The organism is Mesorhizobium sp. ESP-6-4 (genome assembly GCF_020164735.1).
In the GTDB taxonomy this organism is placed as follows: Bacteria; Pseudomonadota; Alphaproteobacteria; order Rhizobiales; family Rhizobiaceae; genus Mesorhizobium.
The window spans coordinates 1-24063 of record NZ_JAIUGS010000018.1; the positions used below are offsets into that span (position 1 = coordinate 1).

General features: G+C 64.7%; 25 protein-coding genes and 1 riboswitch. Of the genes, 20 read left to right on the plus strand and 5 right to left on the minus strand.

Annotated elements, in window-relative coordinates:
* The first annotated feature begins 169 nt into the window (after nt 1-169).
* The 3 genes from LB523_RS23820 (at nt 170) to LB523_RS23830 (ending at nt 4900) form a co-directional block, all read left to right on the plus strand.
* Entirely contained in the window at nt 170-1777 is a 1608-nt protein-coding gene (locus LB523_RS23820; RefSeq protein WP_224545904.1) for an FGGY-family carbohydrate kinase, read from the plus strand.
* A gap of 581 nt (nt 1778-2358) precedes the next feature.
* Entirely contained in the window at nt 2359-4128 is a 1770-nt protein-coding gene (locus LB523_RS23825) for an acyl-CoA dehydrogenase family protein (RefSeq protein ID WP_224607518.1), read from the plus strand.
* Nucleotides 4129-4147: 19 nt separating this feature from the next.
* Nucleotides 4148-4900, plus strand: a complete 753-nt coding sequence (locus LB523_RS23830; protein ID WP_224607521.1) for a crotonase/enoyl-CoA hydratase family protein — start codon at nt 4148-4150, stop codon at nt 4898-4900.
* Between the two features lie 21 nt (nt 4901-4921).
* On the opposite strand, the gene pdxH is transcribed toward LB523_RS23830, so the two are convergent.
* The gene (gene pdxH / locus LB523_RS23835; RefSeq protein ID WP_411962463.1) at nt 4922-5641 is read right to left on the minus strand and encodes a pyridoxamine 5'-phosphate oxidase; all 720 of its coding nucleotides are present in this window, start codon (nt 5639-5641) and stop codon (nt 4922-4924) included.
* Between pdxH and LB523_RS23840 the strand changes: the two genes are divergently transcribed.
* From LB523_RS23840 to LB523_RS23855, 4 genes are all read left to right on the plus strand, one after another.
* Nucleotides 5577-6038, plus strand: coding sequence for an RT0821/Lpp0805 family surface protein (locus tag LB523_RS23840; protein WP_224607524.1), 462 nt, complete (start codon nt 5577-5579; stop codon nt 6036-6038). The two genes, pdxH and LB523_RS23840, sit on opposite strands and share 65 nt — an antisense overlap.
* Before the next feature lie 116 nt (nt 6039-6154).
* On the plus strand, nt 6155-7081 hold the full coding sequence (locus tag LB523_RS23845; RefSeq protein WP_095767150.1) for a DnaJ C-terminal domain-containing protein: 927 nt from the start codon (nt 6155-6157) through the stop codon (nt 7079-7081).
* Nucleotides 7082-7188: 107 nt separating this feature from the next.
* Nucleotides 7189-8007, plus strand: a complete 819-nt coding sequence (gene fabI, locus LB523_RS23850; RefSeq protein WP_095766743.1) for an enoyl-ACP reductase FabI — start codon at nt 7189-7191, stop codon at nt 8005-8007.
* Nucleotides 8008-8062: 55 nt separating this feature from the next.
* A complete protein-coding gene (locus LB523_RS23855; RefSeq protein WP_224607527.1) occupies nt 8063-8650 on the plus strand; it encodes a histidine phosphatase family protein in 588 nt (195 codons plus the stop codon).
* A 234-nt stretch (nt 8651-8884) separates the two neighbouring features.
* On the opposite strand, the gene LB523_RS23860 is transcribed toward LB523_RS23855, so the two are convergent.
* Nucleotides 8885-9148: a DUF1344 domain-containing protein gene (locus LB523_RS23860; RefSeq protein ID WP_041002438.1), complete on the minus strand. Its 264-nt coding sequence runs from the start codon at nt 9146-9148 to the stop codon at nt 8885-8887.
* A gap of 208 nt (nt 9149-9356) precedes the next feature.
* On the opposite strand from LB523_RS23860, the gene aroC reads away from it, so the two are divergent.
* The 3 genes from aroC to LB523_RS23875 all read left to right on the plus strand — a co-directional run bounded on the left by aroC (nt 9357) and on the right by LB523_RS23875 (nt 12211).
* Nucleotides 9357-10472, plus strand: coding sequence for a chorismate synthase (aroC, locus tag LB523_RS23865; protein ID WP_140845848.1), 1116 nt, complete (start codon nt 9357-9359; stop codon nt 10470-10472).
* A gap of 77 nt (nt 10473-10549) precedes the next feature.
* A complete protein-coding gene (gene ribB / locus LB523_RS23870) occupies nt 10550-11650 on the plus strand; it encodes a 3,4-dihydroxy-2-butanone-4-phosphate synthase (RefSeq protein ID WP_224607530.1) in 1101 nt (366 codons plus the stop codon).
* Nucleotides 11651-11674: 24 nt separating this feature from the next.
* Nucleotides 11675-12211, plus strand: a complete 537-nt coding sequence (locus LB523_RS23875; protein WP_224607532.1) for a GNAT family N-acetyltransferase — start codon at nt 11675-11677, stop codon at nt 12209-12211.
* Between the two features lie 27 nt (nt 12212-12238).
* Here the strand turns inward: LB523_RS23875 and LB523_RS23880 are convergent, their stop codons facing one another.
* Nucleotides 12239-13459, minus strand: a complete 1221-nt coding sequence (locus LB523_RS23880) for an MFS transporter (RefSeq protein ID WP_224607535.1) — start codon at nt 13457-13459, stop codon at nt 12239-12241.
* A gap of 120 nt (nt 13460-13579) precedes the next feature.
* Between LB523_RS23880 and LB523_RS23885 the strand changes: the two genes are divergently transcribed.
* Together LB523_RS23885 and LB523_RS23890 are read left to right on the plus strand one after the other, a co-directional pair.
* Nucleotides 13580-14173, plus strand: a complete 594-nt coding sequence (locus LB523_RS23885; protein ID WP_224607539.1) for a TetR/AcrR family transcriptional regulator — start codon at nt 13580-13582, stop codon at nt 14171-14173.
* Nucleotides 14174-14305: 132 nt separating this feature from the next.
* Nucleotides 14306-15289 carry a hypothetical protein gene (locus LB523_RS23890; RefSeq protein WP_224607542.1) on the plus strand — a complete coding sequence of 328 codons (984 nt, stop codon included), beginning with the start codon at nt 14306-14308 and terminating at the stop codon, nt 15287-15289.
* On the opposite strand, the gene bluB is transcribed toward LB523_RS23890, so the two are convergent.
* Nucleotides 15290-16021: a 5,6-dimethylbenzimidazole synthase gene (bluB, locus tag LB523_RS23895; RefSeq protein ID WP_224607545.1), complete on the minus strand. Its 732-nt coding sequence runs from the start codon at nt 16019-16021 to the stop codon at nt 15290-15292. It abuts the gene before it with no gap.
* 42 nt (nt 16022-16063) lie between these two features.
* A riboswitch (cobalamin riboswitch) is annotated at nt 16064-16242 on the minus strand.
* 115 nt (nt 16243-16357) lie between these two features.
* On the opposite strand from bluB, the gene LB523_RS23900 reads away from it, so the two are divergent.
* From LB523_RS23900 to LB523_RS23925, 6 genes are all read left to right on the plus strand, one after another.
* Nucleotides 16358-17284 (plus strand): histone deacetylase family protein, encoded by a 927-nt coding sequence (locus tag LB523_RS23900; protein ID WP_224607548.1) that lies wholly within the window; start codon nt 16358-16360, stop codon nt 17282-17284.
* A 3-nt stretch (nt 17285-17287) separates the two neighbouring features.
* Nucleotides 17288-17539: an exodeoxyribonuclease VII small subunit gene (locus tag LB523_RS23905; protein ID WP_095766752.1), complete on the plus strand. Its 252-nt coding sequence runs from the start codon at nt 17288-17290 to the stop codon at nt 17537-17539.
* 193 nt (nt 17540-17732) lie between these two features.
* Nucleotides 17733-17999, plus strand: coding sequence for a DUF2277 domain-containing protein (locus tag LB523_RS23910; RefSeq protein WP_095766753.1), 267 nt, complete (start codon nt 17733-17735; stop codon nt 17997-17999).
* A gap of 9 nt (nt 18000-18008) precedes the next feature.
* Nucleotides 18009-18929 carry a pirin family protein gene (locus LB523_RS23915; protein WP_140847990.1) on the plus strand — a complete coding sequence of 307 codons (921 nt, stop codon included), beginning with the start codon at nt 18009-18011 and terminating at the stop codon, nt 18927-18929.
* A gap of 265 nt (nt 18930-19194) precedes the next feature.
* Complete coding sequence (gene dxs, locus LB523_RS23920; RefSeq protein ID WP_224607551.1) at nt 19195-21102, plus strand: 1-deoxy-D-xylulose-5-phosphate synthase; 1908 nt, start codon at nt 19195-19197, stop codon at nt 21100-21102.
* 151 nt (nt 21103-21253) lie between these two features.
* Complete coding sequence (locus tag LB523_RS23925; protein ID WP_224607554.1) at nt 21254-21541, plus strand: hypothetical protein; 288 nt, start codon at nt 21254-21256, stop codon at nt 21539-21541.
* On the opposite strand, the gene LB523_RS23930 is transcribed toward LB523_RS23925, so the two are convergent.
* A complete protein-coding gene (locus tag LB523_RS23930) occupies nt 21538-21939 on the minus strand; it encodes a GFA family protein (protein ID WP_224545879.1) in 402 nt (133 codons plus the stop codon). The two genes, LB523_RS23925 and LB523_RS23930, sit on opposite strands and share 4 nt — an antisense overlap.
* A gap of 107 nt (nt 21940-22046) precedes the next feature.
* Between LB523_RS23930 and LB523_RS23935 the strand changes: the two genes are divergently transcribed.
* Nucleotides 22047-22814 (plus strand): TlyA family RNA methyltransferase, encoded by a 768-nt coding sequence (locus LB523_RS23935; RefSeq protein WP_224607557.1) that lies wholly within the window; start codon nt 22047-22049, stop codon nt 22812-22814.
* Nucleotides 22811-24052, plus strand: coding sequence for a class I SAM-dependent RNA methyltransferase (locus tag LB523_RS23940; RefSeq protein ID WP_224607560.1), 1242 nt, complete (start codon nt 22811-22813; stop codon nt 24050-24052). Before LB523_RS23935 ends, LB523_RS23940 begins: the two co-directional genes overlap by 4 nt.
* Nucleotides 24053-24063 lie beyond the last annotated feature (11 nt).

The window sequence follows — 24063 nt, forward strand, 5'->3', positions numbered from 1 at the left end:
GAGTAGGGGAGTAGGGGAGTAGGGGAAGAGGTCTCTGCTCTTGCGACCGACCGCTCACGACTAAACAATCGTTCTACTGCCTACTGCCTACTGCCTACTGCCTTCCTACTTTCTACTTCCTACTCCCCTACTCCCCTACTCCCCTACTGCCTAACTCCTGAGGTCCCCCATGCCTTCCCACTTTCTCGGCATCGATGTCGGCACCGGCAGCGCGCGCGCCGGCGTCTTTGACGAGCGCGGCGAGCTGCTCGCTTCCGCCAAGCGCGACATCGCGCTCTTCGTCGAGCCCGGCGAGATCGCCGAGCAGTCGAGCCGGGACATCTGGCAGGCGGTGTGCGCCAGCGTGCGCGACGCGGTCGGGAAATCGGGCGTCGGTCCCGGGGAAATCGGCGGCATCGGCTTCGACGCTACCTGTTCCCTCGTGGTGGTCGGCGATGATGGCGAGGCTTTGCCGGTCGGTCGCTCGGGAGATAGCGACATGAACATCATCGTCTGGATGGACCACCGCGCCCTCGACCAGACTAGGCGCATCAACGCCCTCCGGCACCCGGTCCTCGACTATGTCGGCGGCGTCATTTCGCCCGAGATGGAGACGCCGAAGCTCTTGTGGCTGAAGGAGAACCTGCCGGCGACCTTTGCCCAAGCGCGGCATTTCTTCGACCTGGCCGATTACCTGACCTGGCGCGCCACCGGCAGCCTTGCCCGCTCGGTCTGCACGCTCGCCTGCAAATGGACCTATCTCGGCCACGAACGGCGCTGGGACGAAAGCTATTTCCATGCCGTGGGGCTTGGTGAGCTTGCCGACGAGGATTTTGCCCGCATCGGCACCGACGTGGTCGATCCCGGCACGGCGCTGGGCGCCGGCCTGACGGAAGCGGCGGCCGCTGAATTGGGACTGGTCGCAGGCACGGTTGTCGCTGCCGGGCTGATCGACGCTCACGCCGGCGGCGTCGGCACCGTGGGGGCCGCGGGCGACGCCGGCACCATCGCCTCGCGCATGGCCTATGTGCTCGGCACCTCTGCCTGCACCATGGCAAGCAGCGAAGGGCCGGCCTTCGTTCCGGGGGTCTGGGGACCCTATTATTCCGCCATGGTGCCCGGGCTCTGGCTGAGCGAAGGCGGCCAGTCGGCGGCCGGAGCGGCCATCGATCTCCTGGTGCATTTCCACCCGGCCGAGGCCGAAGCCTCCGCGCGTGCAGCTGCCGAAGGCAAATCGCTGGTCGATTGGCTGGCCGCGGCCGCCACGGCGGGCTCGCCCGACCTGTCGGCCGCCGCCACGCTCGCGGGAAGCATCCATGTCGTTCCCGAATTCCTCGGCAATCGCTCGCCATTGGCCGATCCGGACGCGCGCGGCCTGATTGCCGGACTCGGCACCGACCGTTCCGTCGAAAATCTCGTCGGCCTCTACGTGGCCGGGCTTTGCGGCCTCGGCTACGGCGTGCGCCAGATCGTGGCGGCGATGGCGTCATCCGGTCTTGCCGTCGACACCATCGTCATCAGCGGCGGCGCCGGGCAGTCGCCGCTGGTGCGGCAATTGCTTGCCGACGCCGCCGGCTTGGCGGTCGCCGCGTCGCAATCGCCCGAACCGGTGCTGCTGGGCGCTGCGATGCTCGGAGCTGTCGCGGCCGGCCGGTATGCGGACCTTTCAAGCGCCATGCCTGCCATGTCCCGGCTTGGCGATGTTTTCACCCCGGCGACCGGTGAAATGCGGGCTTGGCACGACAAACGTTACGAAGCCTTCCTGTCGCTGCAGGCGGTGGGACGCAGCATACGTTGAGAGACCGTTTTGTTTCTGCGCGATTCCGGACGCTTGGACCAAGCGCGAAGGTTCGCTTGCCCCAACGAAGCAATCGCAGACTCCGGAGATCAGCGCAGCGTCCGAGCTTCGTCATCCACGGGCGGAGCGGGAGCGCAGCGGACGCGTAGACCCGAGGATCCATTCCGTGACCTTGGCCGTGGGATGCAGCGGAGTAGAATTCTGCACCGTAGAAGCGCCTCAAAGTAACGGAATGATTCCAGGGTCTGCGCGCGTCGCTTCGCTCCTTGCTCCGCCATAGAATGACGAAATCGCGAAGGCCACGGCCAATCTCAAGGTTGCAATTGCCATTCAAAATTCTACGCCGAATTACATCCGGCTGGTAATCCAGGAAAAGTGGACGCGGTTTTCCGGTTGTCAGGCCCATCCTCGGCTCTACGCGTTCGCGGTGCTCCCGCTCCGCCCGTGGATGACGAAGTCCAAGCAAAATCCGCGTGACAAAAGTTGACGTTTACGTAAAAAGAAGGCGTGAGGCCGGCCCAAAGGTGGATGGCTTCGCTTCGGCCATGCGCCTACGCTCGGCCGGAATGGGAGGAGCAGACATGTATCGCGCGCCGGTCGAGGACATCGCCTTCACGCTGAAGCAGGTGGCGGGGCTGAAGCCGGCGCTTGACGCCGGCATTTTTGGCGATCTCGGCGAGGACCTTGTCGACGCGATCCTGGCCGAGGCAGGCCGCTTCGCCAGCGAGGAAGTGGCCCCCCTCTACAAGATCGGCGACGAGCAAGGCGCTGTGCTGAAGGACGCCGCCGTCACCACGCCGCCCGGCTGGAAGGAGCTCTACCGGCGATGGATCGAGGGTGGCTGGAACGCGCTGTCCGGTCCGGAAGAATTCGGCGGCCAAGGCCTGCCGACCATGCTCGGCGTCGCCGCGCTCGAAATGTGGAACTCCGCCGCCATGGCCTTCGGTATCGGTCCGACGCTAACCATGGGCGCGGTCGAGGCGCTCGACAAACACGCATCGGAGGAACTCAAGGCCAAATACCTGGCAAAACTCGTCTCCGGCGAGTGGATGGGGACGATGAACCTGACCGAGCCGCAGGCGGGCTCGGACCTCGCCGCCTTGCGTACGCGCGCCGAGCCGGTCGGCGACGGCACTTACCGCATCTTCGGGCAGAAGATATTCATCACCTATGGCGAGCACGATTTCACCGACAACATCGTGCATCTGGTGCTGGCCAGGCTGCCCGACGCGCCGGCCGGCACGCGCGGCATCTCGCTGTTTTTGGTGCCGAAGTTTTTCGTCAACGACGACGGCTCGCTCGGCGCCCGCAACGACGTCTTCTGTTCCGGCCTCGAGCACAAGCTCGGCATCCATGCCTCGCCGACCTGCACCATGATCTACGGCGACGGTTTTCGAGGCTCCACACCCGGCGCCATCGGCTGGCTGATCGGCGGGGAGAACAAGGGGCTGGCCTGCATGTTCACCATGATGAACAATGCCCGCCTTGCCGTCGGCATGCAGGGCGTGGCCGTGGCTGAGGCCGCCACGCAGAAGGCGATCGCCTATGCCAACGAGCGCCGCCAAGGCAAGGCTTTCGCTTATACGGGCGCTGGCATGGCGCCGATCGTCCATCACCCGGACGTGCAGCGCAATCTCTTGACCATGAAGGCGCTGACCCAGATCGCCCGCTCGATCGCCTATTCCTGCGCGCATGCCATCGACCGCGCGCGCGTCGGCCAGGGCGAGGCCGCCGCCAATTGGCGCGACCGCGCCAACCTGCTGACGCCGCTCGCCAAAGCCTTCTCGACCGATGTCGGCGTCGAAGTCGCCTCGTTAGGCGTCCAGGTCCATGGCGGCATGGGCTTCATCGAGGAAACGGGTGCCGCAGCACTTTATCGCGATGCGCGCATCGCGCCGATCTATGAAGGCACTAACGGCATCCAGGCGATCGATCTTGTGGCGCGAAAGCTGCCGCTCGGCGGCGGCGAGCATGTGCATTCCTATATCGGCGAATTGAAAGCGGTGGCCGATGCGGTGCGCATCTCCAACTTCGACGGTTTCGGCCGCACCGCCGACAATCTCGACCGTGCGCTGGCCGATCTCGAAGAGGCGACGCGTTTCCTGCAGAAGCTCATGGCCGACGGCAAGACCGACGCCGCGATGGCCGGCGCCACGCCCTATCTGCGCCTGATCTCGCTCGCTGCCGGCGGCGCCTATCTGGCGCAAGGCGGGCTGGCCGACCGCAGCCGCGTCGCGCTTTGCCGCTTCTTTGCAGAAAACCTGCTCGGTGAGACGCGCGCGCTCAAGGAGCGTGTCGTCGACGGCGCCGAGAGCCTCGCCGCCGCCGGCAAGCAACTGATTTCCGCTTGACGTTCACAAGGAAAAAATCGTGACAGACCATATCCTCGTCGAGCGCCAGGGCGCCGTGCAGATCATCCGCATCAACCGCCCGGACAAGAAGAACGCGCTGACGCGCGCCATGTATGCGAGAATGTCGGCCGCCCTTGCTGAAGGCGATGCCGATCCGGCGGTCCGCGTCCATGTCTTCCTCGGCGTTCCAGGCGCCTTTTCCGCCGGCAACGACTTAGCCGATTTCCTGGTCATTACCACAGGCGGCGAGGGCGGCAACGAGGTCTGGGATTTCCTGATGGTGCTGGCCAAGGCCGAAAAGCCGATGGTGTCGGGCGTCGACGGCATTGCGGTGGGCATCGGCACCACGCTCAATTTGCATTGCGACCTGACCTTTGCCACCCCGCGCACGCTCTTTCGCACGCCCTTCGTCGATCTCGGCCTGGTGCCTGAAGCCGGCTCCAGCCTGATCGCGCCGCGGCTGCTTGGCCGGCAGGGTGCCTTCGCGCTGCTCGGCCTCGGCGAAGGCTTTTCGGCCGAGCGCGCCAAGGCCGCGGGTATGATCTACGATGTCGTCGCGGAAGACTCCCTCGAAAGCGCCGTGTTGGCGGCCGCCGCCGACATCGCGGCCAAGCCGCCTGGGGCGCTGAAGATCGCGCGCGACCTGATGCGCGCGCCGCGCGAGGAATTGATCGCCCGCATCGAGGTCGAAAGCGAGCATTTCCGCGAGCGGCTCAAATCGGACGAAGCACGCGCGGCGCTGACTGCGTTCATGACGCGCAAGAAGGGCTGAGCCCTTCGCCTGCGGCACCGTTCAAGGATAAAGCCGCGTCTTGTCCCAGCCGGCGGCGTTGCGCGAGAAAAGGATGCGGTCGTGCAGGCGGAACGGCCTGTCCTGCCAGAACTCGATTGTCTGCGGCAGGATGCGGAAACCCGACCAATGTTTCGGTCGCGGGATCTCGCCGATGGCGTAGCGCGCCGTGTATTCGGCTACCGCCTTTTCCAGCGCGAAGCGGCTCTCCAGCGGCCGCGACTGTTTCGAGGCCCAGGCGCCGATGCGGCTGCCGCGCGGGCGTGTCGCGTAATAGGCGTCGGCCTCGGCGTCGCTGACGATCTCCACCGGCCCGCGTATACGCACCTGGCGGCGCAGCGATTTCCAGTGGAAGCACATCGCCGCCTTCATGCTGCCAAGAATCTCGCGGCCCTTGGCGCTCTCGAAATTCGTGTAGAAGACAAATCCCTTTTCGTCGAACCCCTTGAGCAGCACCATTCTCACATCCGGCATGCCGTCGGCGTCGACGGTTGCCAGCGCTACGCCGTTGGGATCGTTGGGCTCGCTTTTGGTGGCGTCCTCCAGCCATGCGGCAAAGAGCCTGAACGGCTCCGCGGCCTCGGTGAAGTCACTGCTTGTTAACTCAGTTTCGTTCATAGTTTTCCGAATTTTTACCGTTGCGGGAGGAGTTGGCCGATTGTCGCGTATCGCGCAAGCTTTTGACAGCAGGCAATGGGGCGTTATCGCTTCTGCCAGCGTCAAGGCTGTGGTCGTGACGTTGGCGCTTCCGCTTGCCGCTTGCGGTGCCGGCGGCTTCACCCTCGAAAAGGCCGACGTCGACCGCTCGATCATCACCTCCAGCGCGCCGTCGTCGCCGGCTGCCCCGGCGGCTGATAAGGACTCCGACCAGACCACCATCGGCAACGCCGTTTCCTCCGCCGACGTGAAGGAGCTTGCCGGCCAAGCGGTGCCATGGGCCAATGCCGGGACCGGGTCCCGCGGCGCGATCACCGAACTGGTGGAACTGAAGGACGGCGGCCTGACCTGCCGCCGCTTCAGCGCCACGCGCGAGAGCTTCGACGGTGTCGCCCTCTACAAGGGCGAGCTGTGCCTAGCCGAGGCCGGCGGCTGGCGCATGCAGGAATTCAAGGCGCTCTGATTGTCCGGCACTCCGATTTTCGGGCGCCAATTGCCCTTGCGCCACTGGAATTTCTTCCTATGCGAGCGCATATAGGAGGCGACTCATAAATCCATTCTCTCATGCAGGCAGGAAGCATGCGCGACCCCTATGAGGTGCTGGGCGTTGCCAAGAACGCATCGGCCAAGGACATAAAATCGGCTTACCGCAAGCTCGCCAAGAAGTATCATCCGGACCAGAATCCGAATGATCCGAAGGCGAAGGACCGTTTTGCCGCCGCCAACCAGGCTTACGAGATCGTGGGCGATGAGAAGACGCGCGCCGCCTACGATCGCGGCGAGATCGACGCCGACGGCAAGCCTAAATTCCAGGGCTTTGAAGGCGCAGCCGGCGGCGATCCGTTTGCCGGATTCCGCCGTCAGCAAGGCCCCGGCGGCGCGCATTTCGAATTTCGCAGCGGGCGCCCGGGCGGCGATCCGTTCGACGGCAACAGCGACATCTTCAGCCAGATTTTTGGCGATGCCTTCTCCGGTGCTCGCGGCGCCGGCCGGGCCGACCGGCGTCAGCCGGTCCAGGCCGCGGACCTCAACGTCACCATGGATATCAGCGTCGAGGAGGCAGCCACCGCCGACAAGGTGACGGCGATGTTCCCCGACGGCCGCAAGGTGGCGGTCAAGCTGCCGGCCTATGTCGAGGATGGCCAGACGATCCGCTTGAAGGGCCAGGGCGAGCAGGGTCCAGGCCAGCCTGGCGACGCGCTAGTCAAGATCCACATCCGCCGCCATTCGCGCTACCGTATCGAAGGCCGCGACCTGCATGTCGATCTTCCCGTCGATCTGGCCGATGCGGTGCTCGGCGCCAAAGTGGCGGTCGAGACGCCGACCGGCAAGCTCGCGGTCAACGTGCCCGCATGGTCGAGCTCGGACAAGGTGCTGCGCCTCAAGGGCAGGGGCCTGCCGGAAAAGGCAGGCGGCCATGGCGATCTCTATGCCCATGTGCGGCTGATGCTGCCGGAGGGCGGTGATGCCGAACTCGAGGCCCTGATGCGCCGCAGGAAAGGGTGATTGAGGGAATTTTGTTCCTGTTGCAGTGTCTTTTGAGCGCTTGAAGGGGCTTTGTGCCTGTGCGATAGGCTCTCCACAAAGCAGATATTCTTGCGGAGAGCTTGCACATGGCGGGTGGACAGGGCCTGATGGCCGGTAAGCGGGGCCTGATCCTGGGCGTCGCCAACAATCGGTCGATCGCTTTCGGCATCGCCAAGGCTTGCGTCGATCACGGCGCCGAAATCGCTCTGACCTATCAGGGCGAGGCCTTCAGGAAGCGCGTCGAGCCGCTCGCGGCCGAACTCAACGCGCATGTCGCAGGCCATTGCGACGTCACCGACCCGGAAAGCCTCGACGCGGTCTTCGCCGACATCGCCAAGCACTGGGGCAAGCTCGACTTCCTCGTCCACGCCATCGCCTTTTCCGACAAGGACGAGCTCACCGGCCGTTATGTCGAGACGACGCGCGACAATTTCCTGCGGACCATGGACATTTCGGTCTATTCCTTCACCACCATCGCCAAGCGCGCCGAGCCGCTGATGACCGATGGCGGCTCGCTTTTGACGCTGACCTATTACGGCGCCGAGAAGGTGATGCCGCATTACAACGTCATGGGCGTCGCCAAGGCGGCGCTGGAAGCAAGCGTGCGCTACCTCGCGGTCGATCTCGGCGCCAAGAAGATCCGCGTCAACGCGATCTCCGCCGGTCCGATCAAGACGCTGGCCGCCTCCGGCATCGGTGATTTCCGCTATATCCTGAAGTGGAACGAGTACAATTCGCCGCTGAAGCAGACGGTCACCCAGGAAGAGGTCGGCGATTCCGGCGTCTATTTCCTGTCGGACCTGTCGCGCGGCGTGACCGGCGAGGTCCATCATGTCGATTCCGGCTACCATGTCGTTGGCATGAAGGCGGTCGACGCGCCGGATATCTCGACTGTCAAGGACTGATCCTTACCTCCGCCCATCCTTCGTCGCAGGCCCTGGCCCGACCTTGGAAGACCTGATGTATCCGCTCGTCTACATCGCGCGCCACGGCCAGACTGAGTGGAATGCCGAGCGCCGCCTGCAGGGCCAGGCCGATACCGATATCAACGAACTTGGCCGCGAGCAGGCGACGCAAAACGGCCGACGGTTGGCGGAACTCATCGGAAATCCTGCGGATTTCGATTTTGTCGCCAGCCCGATGCGGCGCACGCGCGAGACGATGGAGCTGATGCGCGCCGCGATGGGGCTCGATCCTTCCGCCTACCGCACCGATCCACGCCTCGTGGAGCTAAGCTTCGGCGACTGGCAGGGTTTCACCTTTGCCGAACTCGAAAAGCGTGTCCCGGGTTCGACCAAAAGTCGCCGCGCAGCGAAGTGGGATTTCCAGCCGCCGGGCGAGGGCGCGGAAAGCTACGAGATGCTGCTGGAACGGGTGAAGCCATGGTTCGATGCACTCGACCGGCCCACTGTCTGCGTCACTCATGGCGGCGTCATGCGCTGCTTCTTCCGCTTCGTCACCGGCATTTCCAAACAGGAAGCCGCCAGCCTCGAAATCCCCCAGGACCGTCTGCTGCGGCTGGAGGGTCGGAGCTTGGAGTGGCTTTGAAGGTTAGCCTCGTCATTCTAGGGCGAAGCAGGAGCGAAGCTCCGTCGCGGAGACCCTAGAATCCATGCCGTGACCTGGATCAAATGGTAAAAACGGTGCAGAAGAGAACTCGTTCTGCACCGCTGCAAAGCGTCGACGTAACGGAATGGATTCTAGGGTCTGCGCGCGTCGCTACGCTCCTTGCTTCGCCCTAGAATGACGAAACACGGACGCTCCAGCCTCTAACTCGAAAGATTAGTTCTGGTCGCTGTCGGGCAGCTGCATGTCCGTCACGACATTCTCGCCATTGGTCACGTCATAGGCGATGACGATGTCCATGCCGGGCTTCAGCGAGTCGATGTCGGTCTCGGCGTTGAGCTTGTAGGCCTTGCCGTCGTCGAGCGTCAGCGTCAGCGTGTCCTTGTCGACCTTCTTGATCAGGCCTTCGGTCTGGCCGGCGAACGCGGCGGCGGTGGAAATCAGCAACATGGCGCAGGCCGCGCCAATCAGGGTACGCATCGTCGTCCTCTTTAGGTCATTGCGCCGGCTTGTCAGCGGCGGGTCCTCAACGGCGGATGGGAAGAGAGCAGAAACCAACCGAATGTGTCAAAACTAAATCCGCCACATCACAGTTTGATGCACACCCGATCAGCGTTTGACCACTGTGGAAAACGCCAATAGAAGGCAGCCTTAACCGGGTTCCCTCGCCGGGGCAGGGCGTATCCTCATGTCGCACAACACATTCGGCCACCTCTTTCGAGTCACCACCTGGGGTGAAAGCCATGGCGCCGCGCTCGGCTGCGTTGTCGACGGCTGCCCGCCCGGCATCCGCTTCAAGCGCGAGGACATCCAGGCCGAGCTCGACCGCCGCCGCCCCGGCCAGTCGCGCTTCGTCACCCAGCGCCGCGAGCCGGACGAGGTGAAGATCCTGTCCGGCTTCATCCTAGACGAGGACGGCGAGACGATGATCACCACCGGCACGCCGGTGTCGATGCTGATCGAGAATGTCGACCAGCGCTCCAAGGACTATGGCGAGATCGCCCGCCAGTATCGGCCGGGCCATGCCGACTACACCTACGACGTCAAATACGGCCTGCGCGATCACCGCGGCGGCGGCCGCTCCTCGGCGCGTGAGACGGCAGCGCGGGTGGCGGCGGGCGCCCTGGCGCGCAGGATAGTGCCCGGCATGGTGGTGCGCGGCGCGCTGGTGTCGATGGGCGAAAAGTCGATCGACCGCGCCAACTGGAACTGGAATTTCGTCGGCGACGCCGAGAACCCGTTCTTCACCCCGGATCCGGCCTCGGTCCCGGTCTTTACCGCCTATCTCGACGGCATCCGCAAGGCCGGCTCTTCGGTCGGCGCGGTGATCGAGATCGTCGCCGACGGCGTGCCGCCCGGCCTCGGCGCGCCGATCTATGCCAAGCTCGACCAGGATATCGCCTCCGGCCTGATGTCGATCAACGCCGTCAAGGGCGTCGAGATCGGCAATGGTTTCGAGGCGGCCCGCATCACCGGCGAACAGAACGCCGATGAGATGCGCATGGGCAATGACGGCAAGCCGGTGTTCCTGTCCAACAATGCCGGCGGCATACTGGGCGGCATCTCGACCGGCCAGGCGATCGTCGCCCGCTTCGCCGTCAAGCCGACCTCGTCGATCCTGACCCCGCGCCAGTCGATCGACAAGGATGGCAAGGATGTCGAGGTGATGACCAAGGGCCGCCACGACCCGTGCGTCGGCATCCGCGCCGTGCCGATCGGCGAGGCCATGGTTGCCTGCGCGATCGCCGATCATTATCTGCGGCACAGAGGACAGACAGGGAAGGGAGTAGGCAGTAGGGATTAGGCAGTAGACCGCCCGACACAGCCATTTTCTTTCTTCTACTGCCTACTGCCTAATTCCTGCGAGCGAAGCGAGCACCGATGCCCTACGACCAGAAGAAGATCGTCGAAGCGATCCGTGCTTTCGAGCGCGGTGAGATCGTCGTTGTCATGGACGATGACGGGCGCGAGAACGAGGGCGACCTGATCGTCGCCGCCGTCCATTGCACGCCGGAGAAGATGGCCTTCATCGTTCGCCACACCTCCGGCATCGTCTGCACGCCGATGCTGCGCGAGGACGCGAGGCGGCTGAACCTCGCGCCGATGGTGGCGGACAATGATTCCGCCCACACCACCGCCTTCACGGTCAGCGTCGATTTCAAGCACGGCACGACAACAGGCATTTCCGCCGACGACCGCACGCTCACCGTGCGCAACCTTGCCAACGGCAATGTCGGCCCGTCGGATTTCGTGCGCCCCGGCCACATCTTCCCGCTGATCGCGCGCGAAGGCGGCGTCTTGATGCGCTCCGGCCATACGGAGGCCGCAGTCGATCTCTGCAAGCTCGCCGGCCTGCCGCCGGTCGGCGTCATTTCCGAACTGGTCAATGACGACGGCACGGTCAAGCGCGGGCCGCAAGTGCAGGCCTTCGCCGATGAACATGGGCTGAAGCAGGTCTCGGTCGCCGACCTCATCGCCTATCGCCAGCGCAAGGAGACGCTGGTCGAACGCGTCGCCTGCTCCGACATCGACACGCCCGGCGGCAAGGCGCAGGCCTTCACCTACACGCTGCCTTGGGATTCCATGCACCATCTCGCGGTCGTCTTCGGCGACATCCGCGATGGCGAGGAGGTGCCGGTACGGCTGCATTCGGAAGATGTCGTCACCGATGTCTTCGGCACCAGCCATCGCCTCGACGGCATCATGAAGGCGATGGGCGAGCGCAGGCGCGGCGTCATCGTCTATCTGCGTGAAGGCTCGGTCGGCGTCGCCCATCAGGAGCGCAAGCGGCCCGCGAGCGGCGACCGCGAGGACCATGAGGAAGCCCGCCGCCGCGAGAACGAATGGCGAGAGATCGGTCTCGGCGCCCAGATCCTCAAGGACCTGGGCATCTCCTCCATCAACCTGATCGCCTCGCGCGAGCGCCACTATGTCGGCCTTGAGGGGTTTGGCATCCATATCGCCAAAACGGAGATCCTCTAAAGTCCCGGATCGCCGGCCAGGGTGATGAGCAAGTCTCTTCCGTCCAATCAGAACAGCAAAAGGCTGTCGCTGCGCCGGCCGACGACTGCCGATCTCGATTTCCTGGTCGATCTCTTCTCGCGGCCCGAGCTGGTCGCGCATCGCCCCGACCCGACACCCGACACGCCGCAGCAGAGCTCGGCAAAGCTTGCCCGCGACATCGACCATTGGGACAAATACGGTTTCGGTCGCTGGGCGGCCGAGGCGAAAGGCAGGCTGGTCGGCTTCGGCGGCGTCACCGTTTCCAACGATTTCGAAGGACTGAACCTCTCCTACCACCTCCATCCCGACAGTTGGGGTCGCGGCTATGCCAGCGAACTGGTCATGGAAGCGTTGTGTGCGGCATTCCTGACGTTGGAAGCCCAGCGGGTGATCGCCTTGGCGCGGCCGGCAAATCCGGCCTCGCGCCGCGTGTTGGAGAAATGCGGCTTCACCTTTGACAGGGACGTGATGCTGCATGGCGCGCCAACGGGACTCTTCGTCGTCTCGGCAGCCAGCTATTCGGAGCGTCAACGGGGCTGACGCCCGGCCCTTCGCCAGCGTGTTCGTTCATTCCACGGGCATTACCGCTTCGCCTCTGTCCACATCGCAATCATCAATTGCCAGCCGGCATTGGCCGGCGAGCACGGTGGCCAGCGCGATGGCGCCTGCCGCGACCGAAACCCAGAACCCGTTCTGCGGACCGAAATTGTCGACCATCCAGCCGGCGGCAAAGGAGCCCAACGCCATGCCGATGCCGATGCCGGTCGTCACCCACGTGACGCCTTCGGTCAGCATCGCCCCCGGCACGTGGCGCTCGATCAGGCCGAAGGCGGTGATGAAGGTCGGCGAGATCGCGACGCCGCTGACGAACACCGCGAGCGCCAGAGTCGGAACAGTGTCGGCAAAGAGCAGTGGCAAGGTGGTGAGCGCGATCACGGTGACCGCGACCGCCAGTTGCCGCTGCAGCGGCGCCTTGAGGCTGAGCGCGCCGACGATGATGCCGAGCACGAAGGATCCCAGCACATAGACGCCGATGACGAGGCTCGCCGCCTCAGGTTGGCCGAGCTCTTTGGTGATCGCCACCGTCGTCACTTCCGTGGTGGCGAAGGTCGCGCCGACGAAGATCAGCGCAAAAGTGATGATCTGCACCGGCGGCAGGCGGATCGCCGACCCGGCCGCGCCATATTCCGCCGGGCGGACGGGCGGCTCGGACGAGCGCTGCAGCAGGAATGCCGCCGAGCCGAGCGCAAGCAGCAACGTGCTGACCACCATGCCGGCTTCCGGGAAGAGCGCCGCGCTCAAGCCCACCGACAGCGAGGCGCCGGCGACATAGACCAGTTCGTCGGCGGCCGATTCGAAAGCAAACGCCGTGTTGAGCTCCGGCCGGTCGCGGAAGATCTCAGTCCAGCGCGCCCTGACCAGTGCCGGGATGCTGGGCATTGCGGCGGCAAGTAGTGCCGAGCTGAACAAGGTCCAGGCCGGCCAGTGCTGGTTGGCCGCGACGATCAATGTCGCGAAGGCAAGCGCGGAAACGAGTGTCATCGGCGCGGCGATCGCGGTCTGGCCATGTCGGTCTACCAGCCTCGACACTTGCGGCGACAGGAAAGCGTTGACCAGCGCGTATGTGGCCGAGACGGCGCCGGCGAGCCAGTATTCGCCATGCGTCTGCGACAGCATCGCCACGATGCCGATCGGCGCCATGGCGATCGGCAAGCGCGCGATGAAAGCCGCCGCGGCAAAGCCTTTCGTGCCGGGAGCCCGAAAGATGTCCGAATAAGGATTTCGCATGATCCTGCTCCTCGACAACGGTGCATAGTAAAATTACATACGCTGCGTATGACTGTGAGATAGTTCATACGCCACGTATGTCAATTGGCATACGAGGCGTATGTGAATAGGGCCAGCACCATGCACAGACCGCGCAAGGAGATGATCGCCGAGACGCGCGCCAAGCTGATCGCGGCCGCTCGCCATGCTTTCGGCACGATCGGCTATGCCGAGGCCTCGATGGACGATTTCACCGCGTCGGCCGGCCTCACGCGCGGCGCGCTCTACCATCATTTCGGCGACAAGAAGGGACTGCTGCAGGCGGTGATCGCCGAGATCGACGGCGAAATGGCTGTGCGGGTGAACGAGGTGGCTTCGAAAGCGCCGACCCGCTGGCAGCATTTCGTCGACGAATGCACCACCTATATCGAGATGGCGCTGGAGCCGGAAATCCAGCGCATCATGTTCCGCGACGGCCCGGCGGTGCTCGGCGATCCGGCGCAGTGGCCGAACGCCAATGCCTGCACCGCCTCGATGATCAACCATCTGACCAAGCTGCAGGAAGAGGGCGTGGTCGTTCCGGAGCTTGATCCCGAGACGACCTCACGGCTGATCAATGGCGCCAGCAGCCAGGCCGCGCAGCGCATCGCCAATTCGACGGACCCCGAGGCGACCTCGAAAAAAGCGATCACGGCCTTCAAGCAGTTGCTCGAAGGCTTGCGCAAGAAGCCTTGATGGCACGCTCGGGTAACCGAGCCACCCGGCTTGTGCACCGGTTTCGGGCCGGCGCAACCCTGCCGCGATTGACAATCGCCGGGGCAAGCGCATCCTCCTCCGCCAACTCTTAGGATATGGGGAGTCGGGGCCATGTGGGACTTCAGCATTGGCCGGTCCGTGTCGATCGTGATGCGGACATGGCCGTTCATCATCTTTCGCATGATCGTCTATTTCGGCATCACGGTCGCCTACATCATGGCGACCGGTACCGGCGCCAGCGTCGGTTACGGCGTCGGGCACATCTCGACCGATCCCGACGGTCCGATGTCGTTTGCGCTGTGGGGTGGCGTGGTCGGCTTCGGGGTCGTCTCGATCGCCGTCTACTGGATCCGCGAATATATCCTCTATGTGTTGAAAGCGGGCCATATCGCCGTCATGGTGCATCTGATCGACGGTCATGACGTCCCCGACGGCCAGGGCCAGATCGCCTATGCGAAGGAAGTGGTCACCCAGCGCTTTGCCGAGGCCAACATCCTTTTCGTCGTCGACCAGCTGGTCAAGGGCGCCATCCGAGCCATCACCGGCCTGATCGGCGGCATCGCCGCCTTCCTGCCCATTCCGGGCCTGAGCGGTATCGTCAGCTTCATCAACACGGTGATCCGCCTGTCGCTGACCTATGTCGACGAGATCATCCTCGGCTACAACATCCGCATCAGTTCGAACTCGCCATTCGAGACGGCGAGGCAAGGCGTCGTGCTCTACGCGCAGAACGGCAAGCACATGGTCAAGAACGCCATCTGGCTGGCGGCGATCATGTGGGGCGTGTCCTTCGTCATCTTCCTGTTGATGCTGGCGCCTGCGGCCGCCATTCTGTGGGTCATGCCGGGCCAGCTTGCCGGCTGGGCTTTCGTGCTGGCCATCGTCTTTGCCTGGGCCTTCAAGGCAGCCTTCATCGAGCCCTTCGCCATCGCCTCGCTGATGCAGGTCTATTTCGAAGCCATCGAAGGCCAGGCGCCCAATCCCGAATGGGACCGCCGGCTCGCCGAGACCTCGTCCAAATTCAGGGAACTGCGCGACAAGGCGCTGGGCTCTTTCGGCGGCGGCTCGCGCTGGGATACGCCGAGGGCCGCCTGATCATGGCTTTGATGCGCCGCCGAGCTTTGCGATTGCCGATTTAAGCGGCGCCTCGCCGGCGCCGCGAAACGTCTCGCTCATGACCAGTTCGGGCAGCGGCAGGCGCTTGCCCCAGCCATGCGCCTCGAGGTCCGGCTTCGGCGCGAAGGCCGAGACGCGGCCGACGCACAGATAGGCGATCGGCGTGACATGCTCCGGGATCGCGAGAAGCCGCTTCAGCGCTTCGGTCTCGATGATGCTCACCCAACCGACGCCTACACCCTCCGCCCGCGCCGCCAGCCAGAAATTCTGCACCGCGCAGACTGTGCTGTAGAGATCCATCTCCGGATTGTGCCAGCGTCCGAGAGGCGAGTCCTTCGAGCGCTGCCGGTCGCAGGTGATGCACAGGTTGAGTGCGCTTTCGCAGATGCCTTCGAGCTTCAGCTTGCGGTAGAGCGCCTGCCGTTCCGCCTCGATTGCCGGCAACTCCTGCTCGCGCGCGGCGAGGAACAGGTCGCGCACTTGTCTGCGCCGCTCGGCGTCGCGGATGACGATGAAATTCCACGGCTGCATATAGCCGACCGACGGCGCATGGTGCGCGGCAGTGATGAGCCGCGCCAGCACATTGTCATCGAGATCGTCGGGGACGAAATGGCTGCGCACGTCGCGCCTGGTGAACATGGCCCGGTAGACCGCGTCGCGCGCCAATTGGTCAAAGTCGTCGCCGCTCGCGGCGATCGCTGCTGCCGTCATCGCTTTTCCCCTTGCGACAAGCAGTCCCCCGCCTGACCAAGCGGAAAACCATGTCTGCCGGGCCGGTCTTCTGGCTCGGGATCGTCCCGCATCCGGCGCCTTCCCGTCTTCGACAGTGGCGTTTGCCGGCGCGGTCCCCCTTACAGTGTTGGGCACGCCACGGAGTTCAACCGTGTTCCCGATTCTCCCGCGTCGCGGGCACCTGGCAGCGACCCGACCTTACAGCGAAGCTTGGGCCGCGCCAATGGCGTTAGCGACACGGCAAGACGCGATTTCCCCAGCCATTCGGCCTGCCAAACATGGTCATTCGGCCGCCAGGTCCCTAGATTAGGCGCCATGGCCACCCGTCTCTATACGCACCCGATCTTCCTCGAACACCTCACGCCGCCCGGCCATCCCGAGCGGCCCGACCGCCTGCGCGCCATCGAGCGCGTGCTGGATGACGAGGCTTTTGCGGCGCTCGACCGCGTCAAGGCGCCGGAAGGCGACGAGAAAACCATCCTCTATGCGCACCCGGAGGATTTCATCGAGCGCGTGCGCGGGGCGATCCCTGAGAGCGGGATCGTGTCGATCGACGCCGATACCAGCGCCAGCCCGAAAAGCTGGCAGGCCGTGGTGACGGCGATCGGCGGTGCCAACGCGGCGGTGGACGACGTCTTCGAGGGCCGTGCGGCAAACGTCTTCGTCGCCGCGCGTCCGCCTGGACATCATGCCGAAAAGACCACGGCAATGGGCTTTTGCCTGTTCAACACGGCGGCGATCGCCGCCCGTTACGCGCAGAAGAAGCACCAGGCCGAGCGTGTCGCCATCGTCGACTGGGACGTTCATCACGGCAATGGCACGCAGGACATCTTCTGGGACGACCCATCGGTGCTCTATTGCTCGACGCACCAGATGCCGCTTTACCCGGGCACCGGCGCGAAGAACGAGACCGGCGCCGGCAACATCGTCAACGCGCCGCTGGCGCCGCAGACCGGCAGCGATCTCTTCCGCGACGCCTTCCTGTCGCGCGTGCTGCCCTCGATCGACGCGTTCGCGCCGGACCTGATCATCATTTCCGCCGGTTTCGACGCGCACCACCGCGATCCGCTGGCCGAGATCAACCTGACCGAGGACGATTTCGATTGGGCGACCGGCCAGTTGATGGAGCGCGCCGGGCGCCATAGCTCCAACAGGCTCGTCAGCCTGTTGGAAGGCGGCTACGATCTGCAGGGACTGGCATTTTCAGTCGCCGCCCATGTCGGGCGGCTGATGAAGGGATAGAGTATGGCATTGGAAGGCAATGAGGACGTCAAGGCGATGAGCTTCGAACAGGCGCTCGACGCGTTGGAGAAGATCGTCGATGATCTTGAGCGCGGCGACGTCCCGCTCGACCAATCGATCAAGATCTATGAGCGCGGCGAGGCGCTGAAGGCGCATTGCGACCGGCTGCTGAAAGCGGCCGAGGACAAGGTCGAGAAGATCAGGCTGTCGCGCGACGGCAAGCCGGTGGGAACTGAACCGCTGGACGCCGACTGAGGTGTTGATATTCAGGTGAGGCCGGCCTGCAAATGGCAACTTCCTGCGCTTCCGGTGCTCACGTACTTCAAGTACGCTCCGCTCCGGTTCTCGGAAACCACCATTTTCGGCTCGGCCTGACCTGAATCTCAACACCTCAGCGGATGATCTCAGACCGGGTAAGGGCAGAGAAAGCAGGTAAGGAGTTCAAGCCATGTGCCGCAACATCAAGACCTTGGCCAATTTCGAGCCGCCGGCGACCAATGACGAAGTGCATGACGCAGCGCTGCAATTCGTGCGCAAGCTGAGCGGCTCGACCAAGCCGTCCAAGCGCAACGAGCATGCCTTCTACCATGCCGTCGAGGCGATCGCCGCTGTCGCGCGCGAATTGATCGATTCGCTCGAAACCAATCAGGAACCGCGCAACCGCGAGGAAGAAGCTGCCAAGGCGAAGGCCAGGTCGGCGCTGCGTTTCGCCTGAGGATCCGACATGAGCTTCTTTCCGGGAAACGATCCCGAACCCGGCGATGCCTTCGCCTGCGACCAGATCGAGCTGATGGTCGTTCCGAACGCCAAGGACATTGGCGGCTTCGAGGTGCGCCGCGCCTTGCCAACGGCGAAGCGCCGGCTGGTCGGGCCGTTTATCTTCTTCGACCGCATGGGCCCTGCGATCCTGCGCGCCGGCCATGCGCTCGACGTGCGTCCGCATCCGCATATCGGGCTTTCCACCGTCACCTACCTGTTCGACGGCAGGATCAGGCATCGGGATTCGCTCGGCACCGAAATGGTGATCGCGCCGGGCGACGTGAATCTGATGACCGCGGGACGCGGCATCGTTCATTCAGAGCGCACGCCACAGGAATTGCGCGGCGCGCCGATGTCGGTCTCCGGCCTGCAGACCTGGCTGGCGCTGCCCGACGGCAAGGAGGAGATTGCCCCGGTGTTCGCGAACACGTCGGTGGCCCGCTTGCCGCAGATCGATGCCGAGGGTGTCAGCGGCCGCGTCGTCATTGGCGCGTTCTCAGGCCTGCGCTCGCCCGTGGCGACCGCTTCCGACACGCTCTACGCCGACCTCAGGCTGGCCGCCGGTGCCAGCGTGAAGATTCCGGCCGATGCCGAGGAGCGCGCCATCTACACGCTGGAGGGCGATGTCTCGATCGCCGGCGATGTTTTCCCGGCCGAGCGGCTCCTGGTGTTCAAGCCGGGCGAGGAGATCGTGGTCTCTTCCGAGCGCGGTGCGCATTTCATGCTGTTCGGCGGCGCTTCGCTCGGCTCCAAACGCTATATCTGGTGGAATTTCGTCTCGTCCTCGAAGGAACGCATCGAGCAGGCCAAGCAGGAATGGAAGACAGGTCGCTTCGATATCGTTCCCGGCGATGAGGAGGAGTTCATTCCGCTGCCCGAGAACTAAGGTGTGTTGATATTCAGGTGAGGCCGGCCTGCAAATGCCGGTTTCCTGCGCTTCCGGTGCTCACGTACTTTGAGTACGCTCCGCTCCGGTTCTCGGAATCCATCATTTTCGGCTCGGCCTGACCTGAATCTCAATACACCTTGCAGCGTAGCACGCGTCACTGACGCACATTTACATTCGCCCGCCGGCGGACTATTCCCGCGCATGATTATGGCGCAATCTGCTGATAGCGCCGTGTTCGATCGATAAGGCAGGACGCGCCCGAGTGAAGCCAGACACGCCGCTGCTCGACAAGGTCCGCATTCCGGCGGATTTGCGGACGCTTGATGAGAGCGCGCTGCCGCAGCTTGCCGCGGAACTCCGCGCCGAGCTGATTGATGCCGTGTCGCAGACCGGCGGTCATCTCGGCGCCGGCCTCGGCGTCGTCGAACTGACCGTCGCGCTGCATTATGTCTTCAACACGCCGCAGGATCGGCTGATCTGGGACGTCGGCCACCAGGCCTATCCGCACAAGATCCTGACTGGCCGCCGCGACCGCATCCGCACGCTGCGCCAGGAAGGCGGCCTTTCCGGTTTCACCCGGCGCGCGGAGAGCGAATACGACCCGTTCGGCGCCGCGCATTCCTCGACCTCGATTTCGGCCGGTCTCGGCATGGCCATGGCGCGCGACCTGTCGGGCGGCCGCAACAATGTCATTTCGGTCATCGGCGACGGCTCGATGTCGGCCGGCATGGCCTTCGAGGCGCTGAACAATGCCGGCGCGCTCGACGCCCGGCTGATTGTCATCCTCAACGACAACGACATGTCGATCGCGCCGCCGACCGGCGCCATGAGCGCCTATCTGGCGAGGCTCGCTTCCGGCAAGGCCTATCTGGGGTTACGCGATTTCGGCAAGAAGCTGACATCCTACCTGGGCAAGCGCGCCGACCGCGCCATCACCCGTGCGGTCGAGCATGCGCGTGGTTACGTCACCGGTGGCACCTTGTTCGAGGAGCTCGGCTTCTATCACATCGGTCCGATCGACGGGCACAATCTCGAACATCTGATCCCGGTGCTGAAGAACGTCCGCGACAATGGCAAGGGCCCGGTGCTGATCCATGTCGTGACCCAGAAGGGCAAGGGCTACGCGCCGGCGGAGGCCGCGGCCGACAAATATCACGGCGTCAACAAGTTCGACGTCATCACCGGCGCGCAGGCCAAGGCGCCGGCCAACGCGCCCGCCTATACCAAGGTCTTCGCCGAAACCCTGATCCAGGAAGCGCGTGAGGACGACCGCATCGTCGCGATCACCGCCGCCATGCCGAGCGGCACCGGCCTCGACTTTTTCGGCGAGGTGTTTCCGAAGCGAACTTTCGACGTCGGCATCGCCGAGCAGCATGCGGTGACCTTCGCCGCGGGGCTCGCCACCGAAGGCTACAAGCCATTCGCCGCCATCTATTCGACCTTCCTGCAACGCGCCTACGACCAGGTCGTCCATGACGTGGCGATCCAGAGACTGCCGGTGCGTTTTCCCATCGACCGCGCCGGTTTCGTCGGTGCCGACGGCGCCACCCACTGCGGCGCTTTCGATACGACCTTCCTGGCCACGCTGCCGGGCTTCGTCGTCATGGCCGCCGCCGACGAGGCGGAGCTGCGCCATATGGTGCGCACCGCGGCTGCCTATGATGACGGCCCGATCGCCTTCCGCTATCCACGCGGCAATGGTGTCGGCGTCGACATGCCAGAGCGCGGCTCGCTGCTGGAGATCGGCAGGGGCCGCATCCTCAAGGAAGGGACCAAGGTCGCGCTGCTTTCCTTCGGCACGCGGCTCCAGGATTGCTTGTTGGCGGCCGAGGAACTAGGTGCTGCAGGCCTGTCCACCACGGTTGCCGACGCCCGCTTCGCCAAGCCGCTCGACGAGGATCTGATCCGCCGGCTCGCCCGTTCGCATGAGGTGCTGGTGACTGTCGAAGAGGGTGCCATCGGCGGCTTCGCCAGCCAGGTGCTGCACTTCCTCGCCCATGAAGGCCTGCTGGAAAGCGGCCTCAAAGTGCGCCCGCTGGTGCTGCCGGACGCGTTCACCGACCATGCCAAGCCGGAGAAGATGTACGCCGATGCCGGGCTGGATTCGGCAGGCATCGTACGCACGGTCTTCGCCGCGCTCGGTCGCGGCGTGCAGGCGCAGCGCGCCTGAATCAGAACGTCAAGACGCTGAATCGATTTGCCGGCTTCCTGAACTAAGCTTTTGTTAACGCTCCCATTTGGCGGTTCGCTTACCCTGTCTCTTGGCCGATTTTCAACGGCGCCCTGCTAGAAGCTCGGGCCAGGCAGGGAGACAATCAAAAATGAAAACGCTTCTGTGCGGAGTGACCCTTTTGGCGGCCGTGACAGCCCCGGCGGCAGCCGAAACACGTTACGACCGCAATCTCGAAAAGGCGGTGCTGGATATCGTTGCCGGCAAGATGGGCAATATTCGCGGCGGCTTCTCCTATAAGCAGGTTCCTCAACTCGTCGTGCTGCCGGATGCAGGTCCCGTCGCGCCCACTCCGGTTGAGCCGCCGCGCAAGGAAGCCTCCGGCAATGACGGCCTGATGCCCGCCGTCGAGCGCCAGGTTTCGCGAACTATTTTTTAGAACCACATATCGCGCACGCAGCGGCCGTCGCGCGGCAGGTCGTCAAAAGTGTCGAGGCCGTCGAAATGGTCGATCGGCAGGTCGGCGACCTCCTCGGGCGGCGCAAGCCTGACATTGACAGCGATACGCGTGCGGCCGCTTTCGCCGGAGCGCAGGCCACGCCAGGCGACCACGCAGGCGCAGGTCGGACAGAACAGGATTTCCAGCGCGGGCTCCGCCACCTCGGCGCGTGTGTACGATTTCAGCGGTCCGGCGACGCGGATGCGCTCATCGACATAGTCATAGGCCCAGAGCGCTCCGTAGCGGCGGCAAAGCGTGCAATTGCATGCGGTGATTGCGCCGGGATCGCCTTCCAGCGTCCAATGAACTGCGCCGCAATGACAGGTACCCCTCAGCATAGCCACCTCCACCGGCTGACGAACCGCCTGTTCCTCTCGGCATTCTGCAGCCTCTTGCGCCATATTCAACCATTGCGTTCGCGCCCGGCTTTCGCCAATGAAGACCGATGAATTCCCCTTTGCCAGCCAGCCGGCGCCAGCGGCTCGACGAATTGCTCGTCGGGCGCGGTCTGTTTGCCAGCCGCTCGCGCGCTCGCGACGCGATCGAGCGCGGCACGGTGACGGTTGACGGCGCCGTCGCCCGCAAGCCCGGCCAGCCTGTCGCGCCGGACTGCCTGGTCGCCATCGACGATCCGGCGCGGGCCTATGTATCGCGCGCCGCGTTGAAGCTGATCGCCGGCCTCGACCATTTCGGCCTCGATCCTTCCGGCAGCGAGGCGCTCGACATCGGCGCCTCGACCGGCGGCTTCACCCAGGTGCTGCTCGAGCGCGGCGCGGCCCATGTCATGGCGATCGATGTCGGTCACGGCCAGATGCATCAAGACATTGCCGGCGACCCGCGTGTGACGGTGATCGAAGGACTGAACGCCCGCGATCTGACGGCAGCCGATCTCGGCAGCCGCGTTCCCGGTTTCCTTGTCTGCGACGTCAGCTTCATCTCGCTGAAGTTGGCGCTGCCGCCGGCGCTGGGATTGGCGGGTGAGGGCGCCAAGGCAGTTCTGCTGGTCAAGCCGCAATTCGAGGCGGGCCGCGCGGCCATCGGCAAGGGCGGCCTGCTCAAGGATCTGGGCGATGCCGACCGGATTGCCGCAAATTTGCGCGACTGGCTGGCCGGCGTTCCCGGCTGGCGCGTGCTGGGACTCGAGCCGTCGCCGATCGAGGGCGGCGACGGCAACCGCGAGTTCCTGCTCGCCGCCACGAAGGACGGGCGATGAGCACACGCTTCACCATCGCGAGGCTCGGTTCGCAGGGCGACGGTATCGCCAATGCCGAAGGCGGGGAGGTCTTCATCCCGTTCACGCTGCCGGGCGAGACGGTCACGGCCGCGCGCCAGAAGGACCGCGCCGGGCTGATGTCGGTATTGGAAGCCTCGCCGCTCAGGATCGATCCGGCCTGCCGCCATTTCACCGAATGCGGCGGCTGCGCGCTGCAGCATTACGAGGCTGAAGCCTACCAGCAATGGAAGCGCGAGAAGGTTGTGCAGGCGCTGAAGGCCAAGGGTATTGCTTGCGAGATCGCCCCGCTGGTGCCTTGCGCGCCGCACACTCGCCGCCGGGTCACGTTCAGTGCCAGGCGCACGGATGCCGGCATGCTGCTCGGCTTCGTGCGTGCGCTGTCTTCCGAGATCATCCCGATCGAGGAATGCCCGATCTCGCTTCCGGCCATCGTCTCGGCGCTCGACAAATTGTGTGCCCTGGCCGGGTTGGTCTGCGCCACCCCGAAGGCGTTTCATATGACGGTGACCGTCACCGCTTCAGGCCTCGACGTGGCTGTGCACGATGCCGGCAAGCTCGGCGACCACCAGCGCCGTATCGCGTCGAATTTCGTCATGGCCGAAGGCCTGGCGCGGCTTTCCGTCGACGGCGAGATCGTCGTCGAGCCGAAGAAGCCGGTCGTGCAGTTCGGATCCGTCGCGGTCGCCGTGCCGCCCGGTGCCTTCCTGCAGGCGACGGAGGCTGCCGAGCGGGCGATGGCGGACCTTGTCGGCCGGCATCTGTCGCGCGCCAAGAAGGTCGCGGACCTGTTTGCCGGCTGCGGCAGCTTCGCGCTCAGGCTCGCGGCGAAATCAGAGGTTCACGCTGTGGAGGGCGATGCGCCAGCGCTTGCCGCGCTCGATCGCGCCTTCCGCTTTGCCAGCGGCCTGAAGCGCGTGACCAGCGAACGCCGCGACCTGTTCCGCCGGCCGCTGACCTTCAAGGAGTTGAACGCCTTCGACGGGCTGGTCTTCGATCCGCCGCGCGCCGGCGCCGAGGACCAGTCGAAGCAGATCGCCCGTTCCGACGTGCCGCTGGTCGCCGCGGTGTCCTGCAATCCGGTGACGCTGGCGCGCGATCTGCGCATCCTGATCGATGGCGGCTACAGGCTGAAGAGCGTCACGCCGATCGACCAGTTCCTGTGGTCGCCGCATGTCGAGGCCGTCGCGCTTTTGGAGAAGCCGAAGCGGCGGCGGTAGCTCGCGGCCGG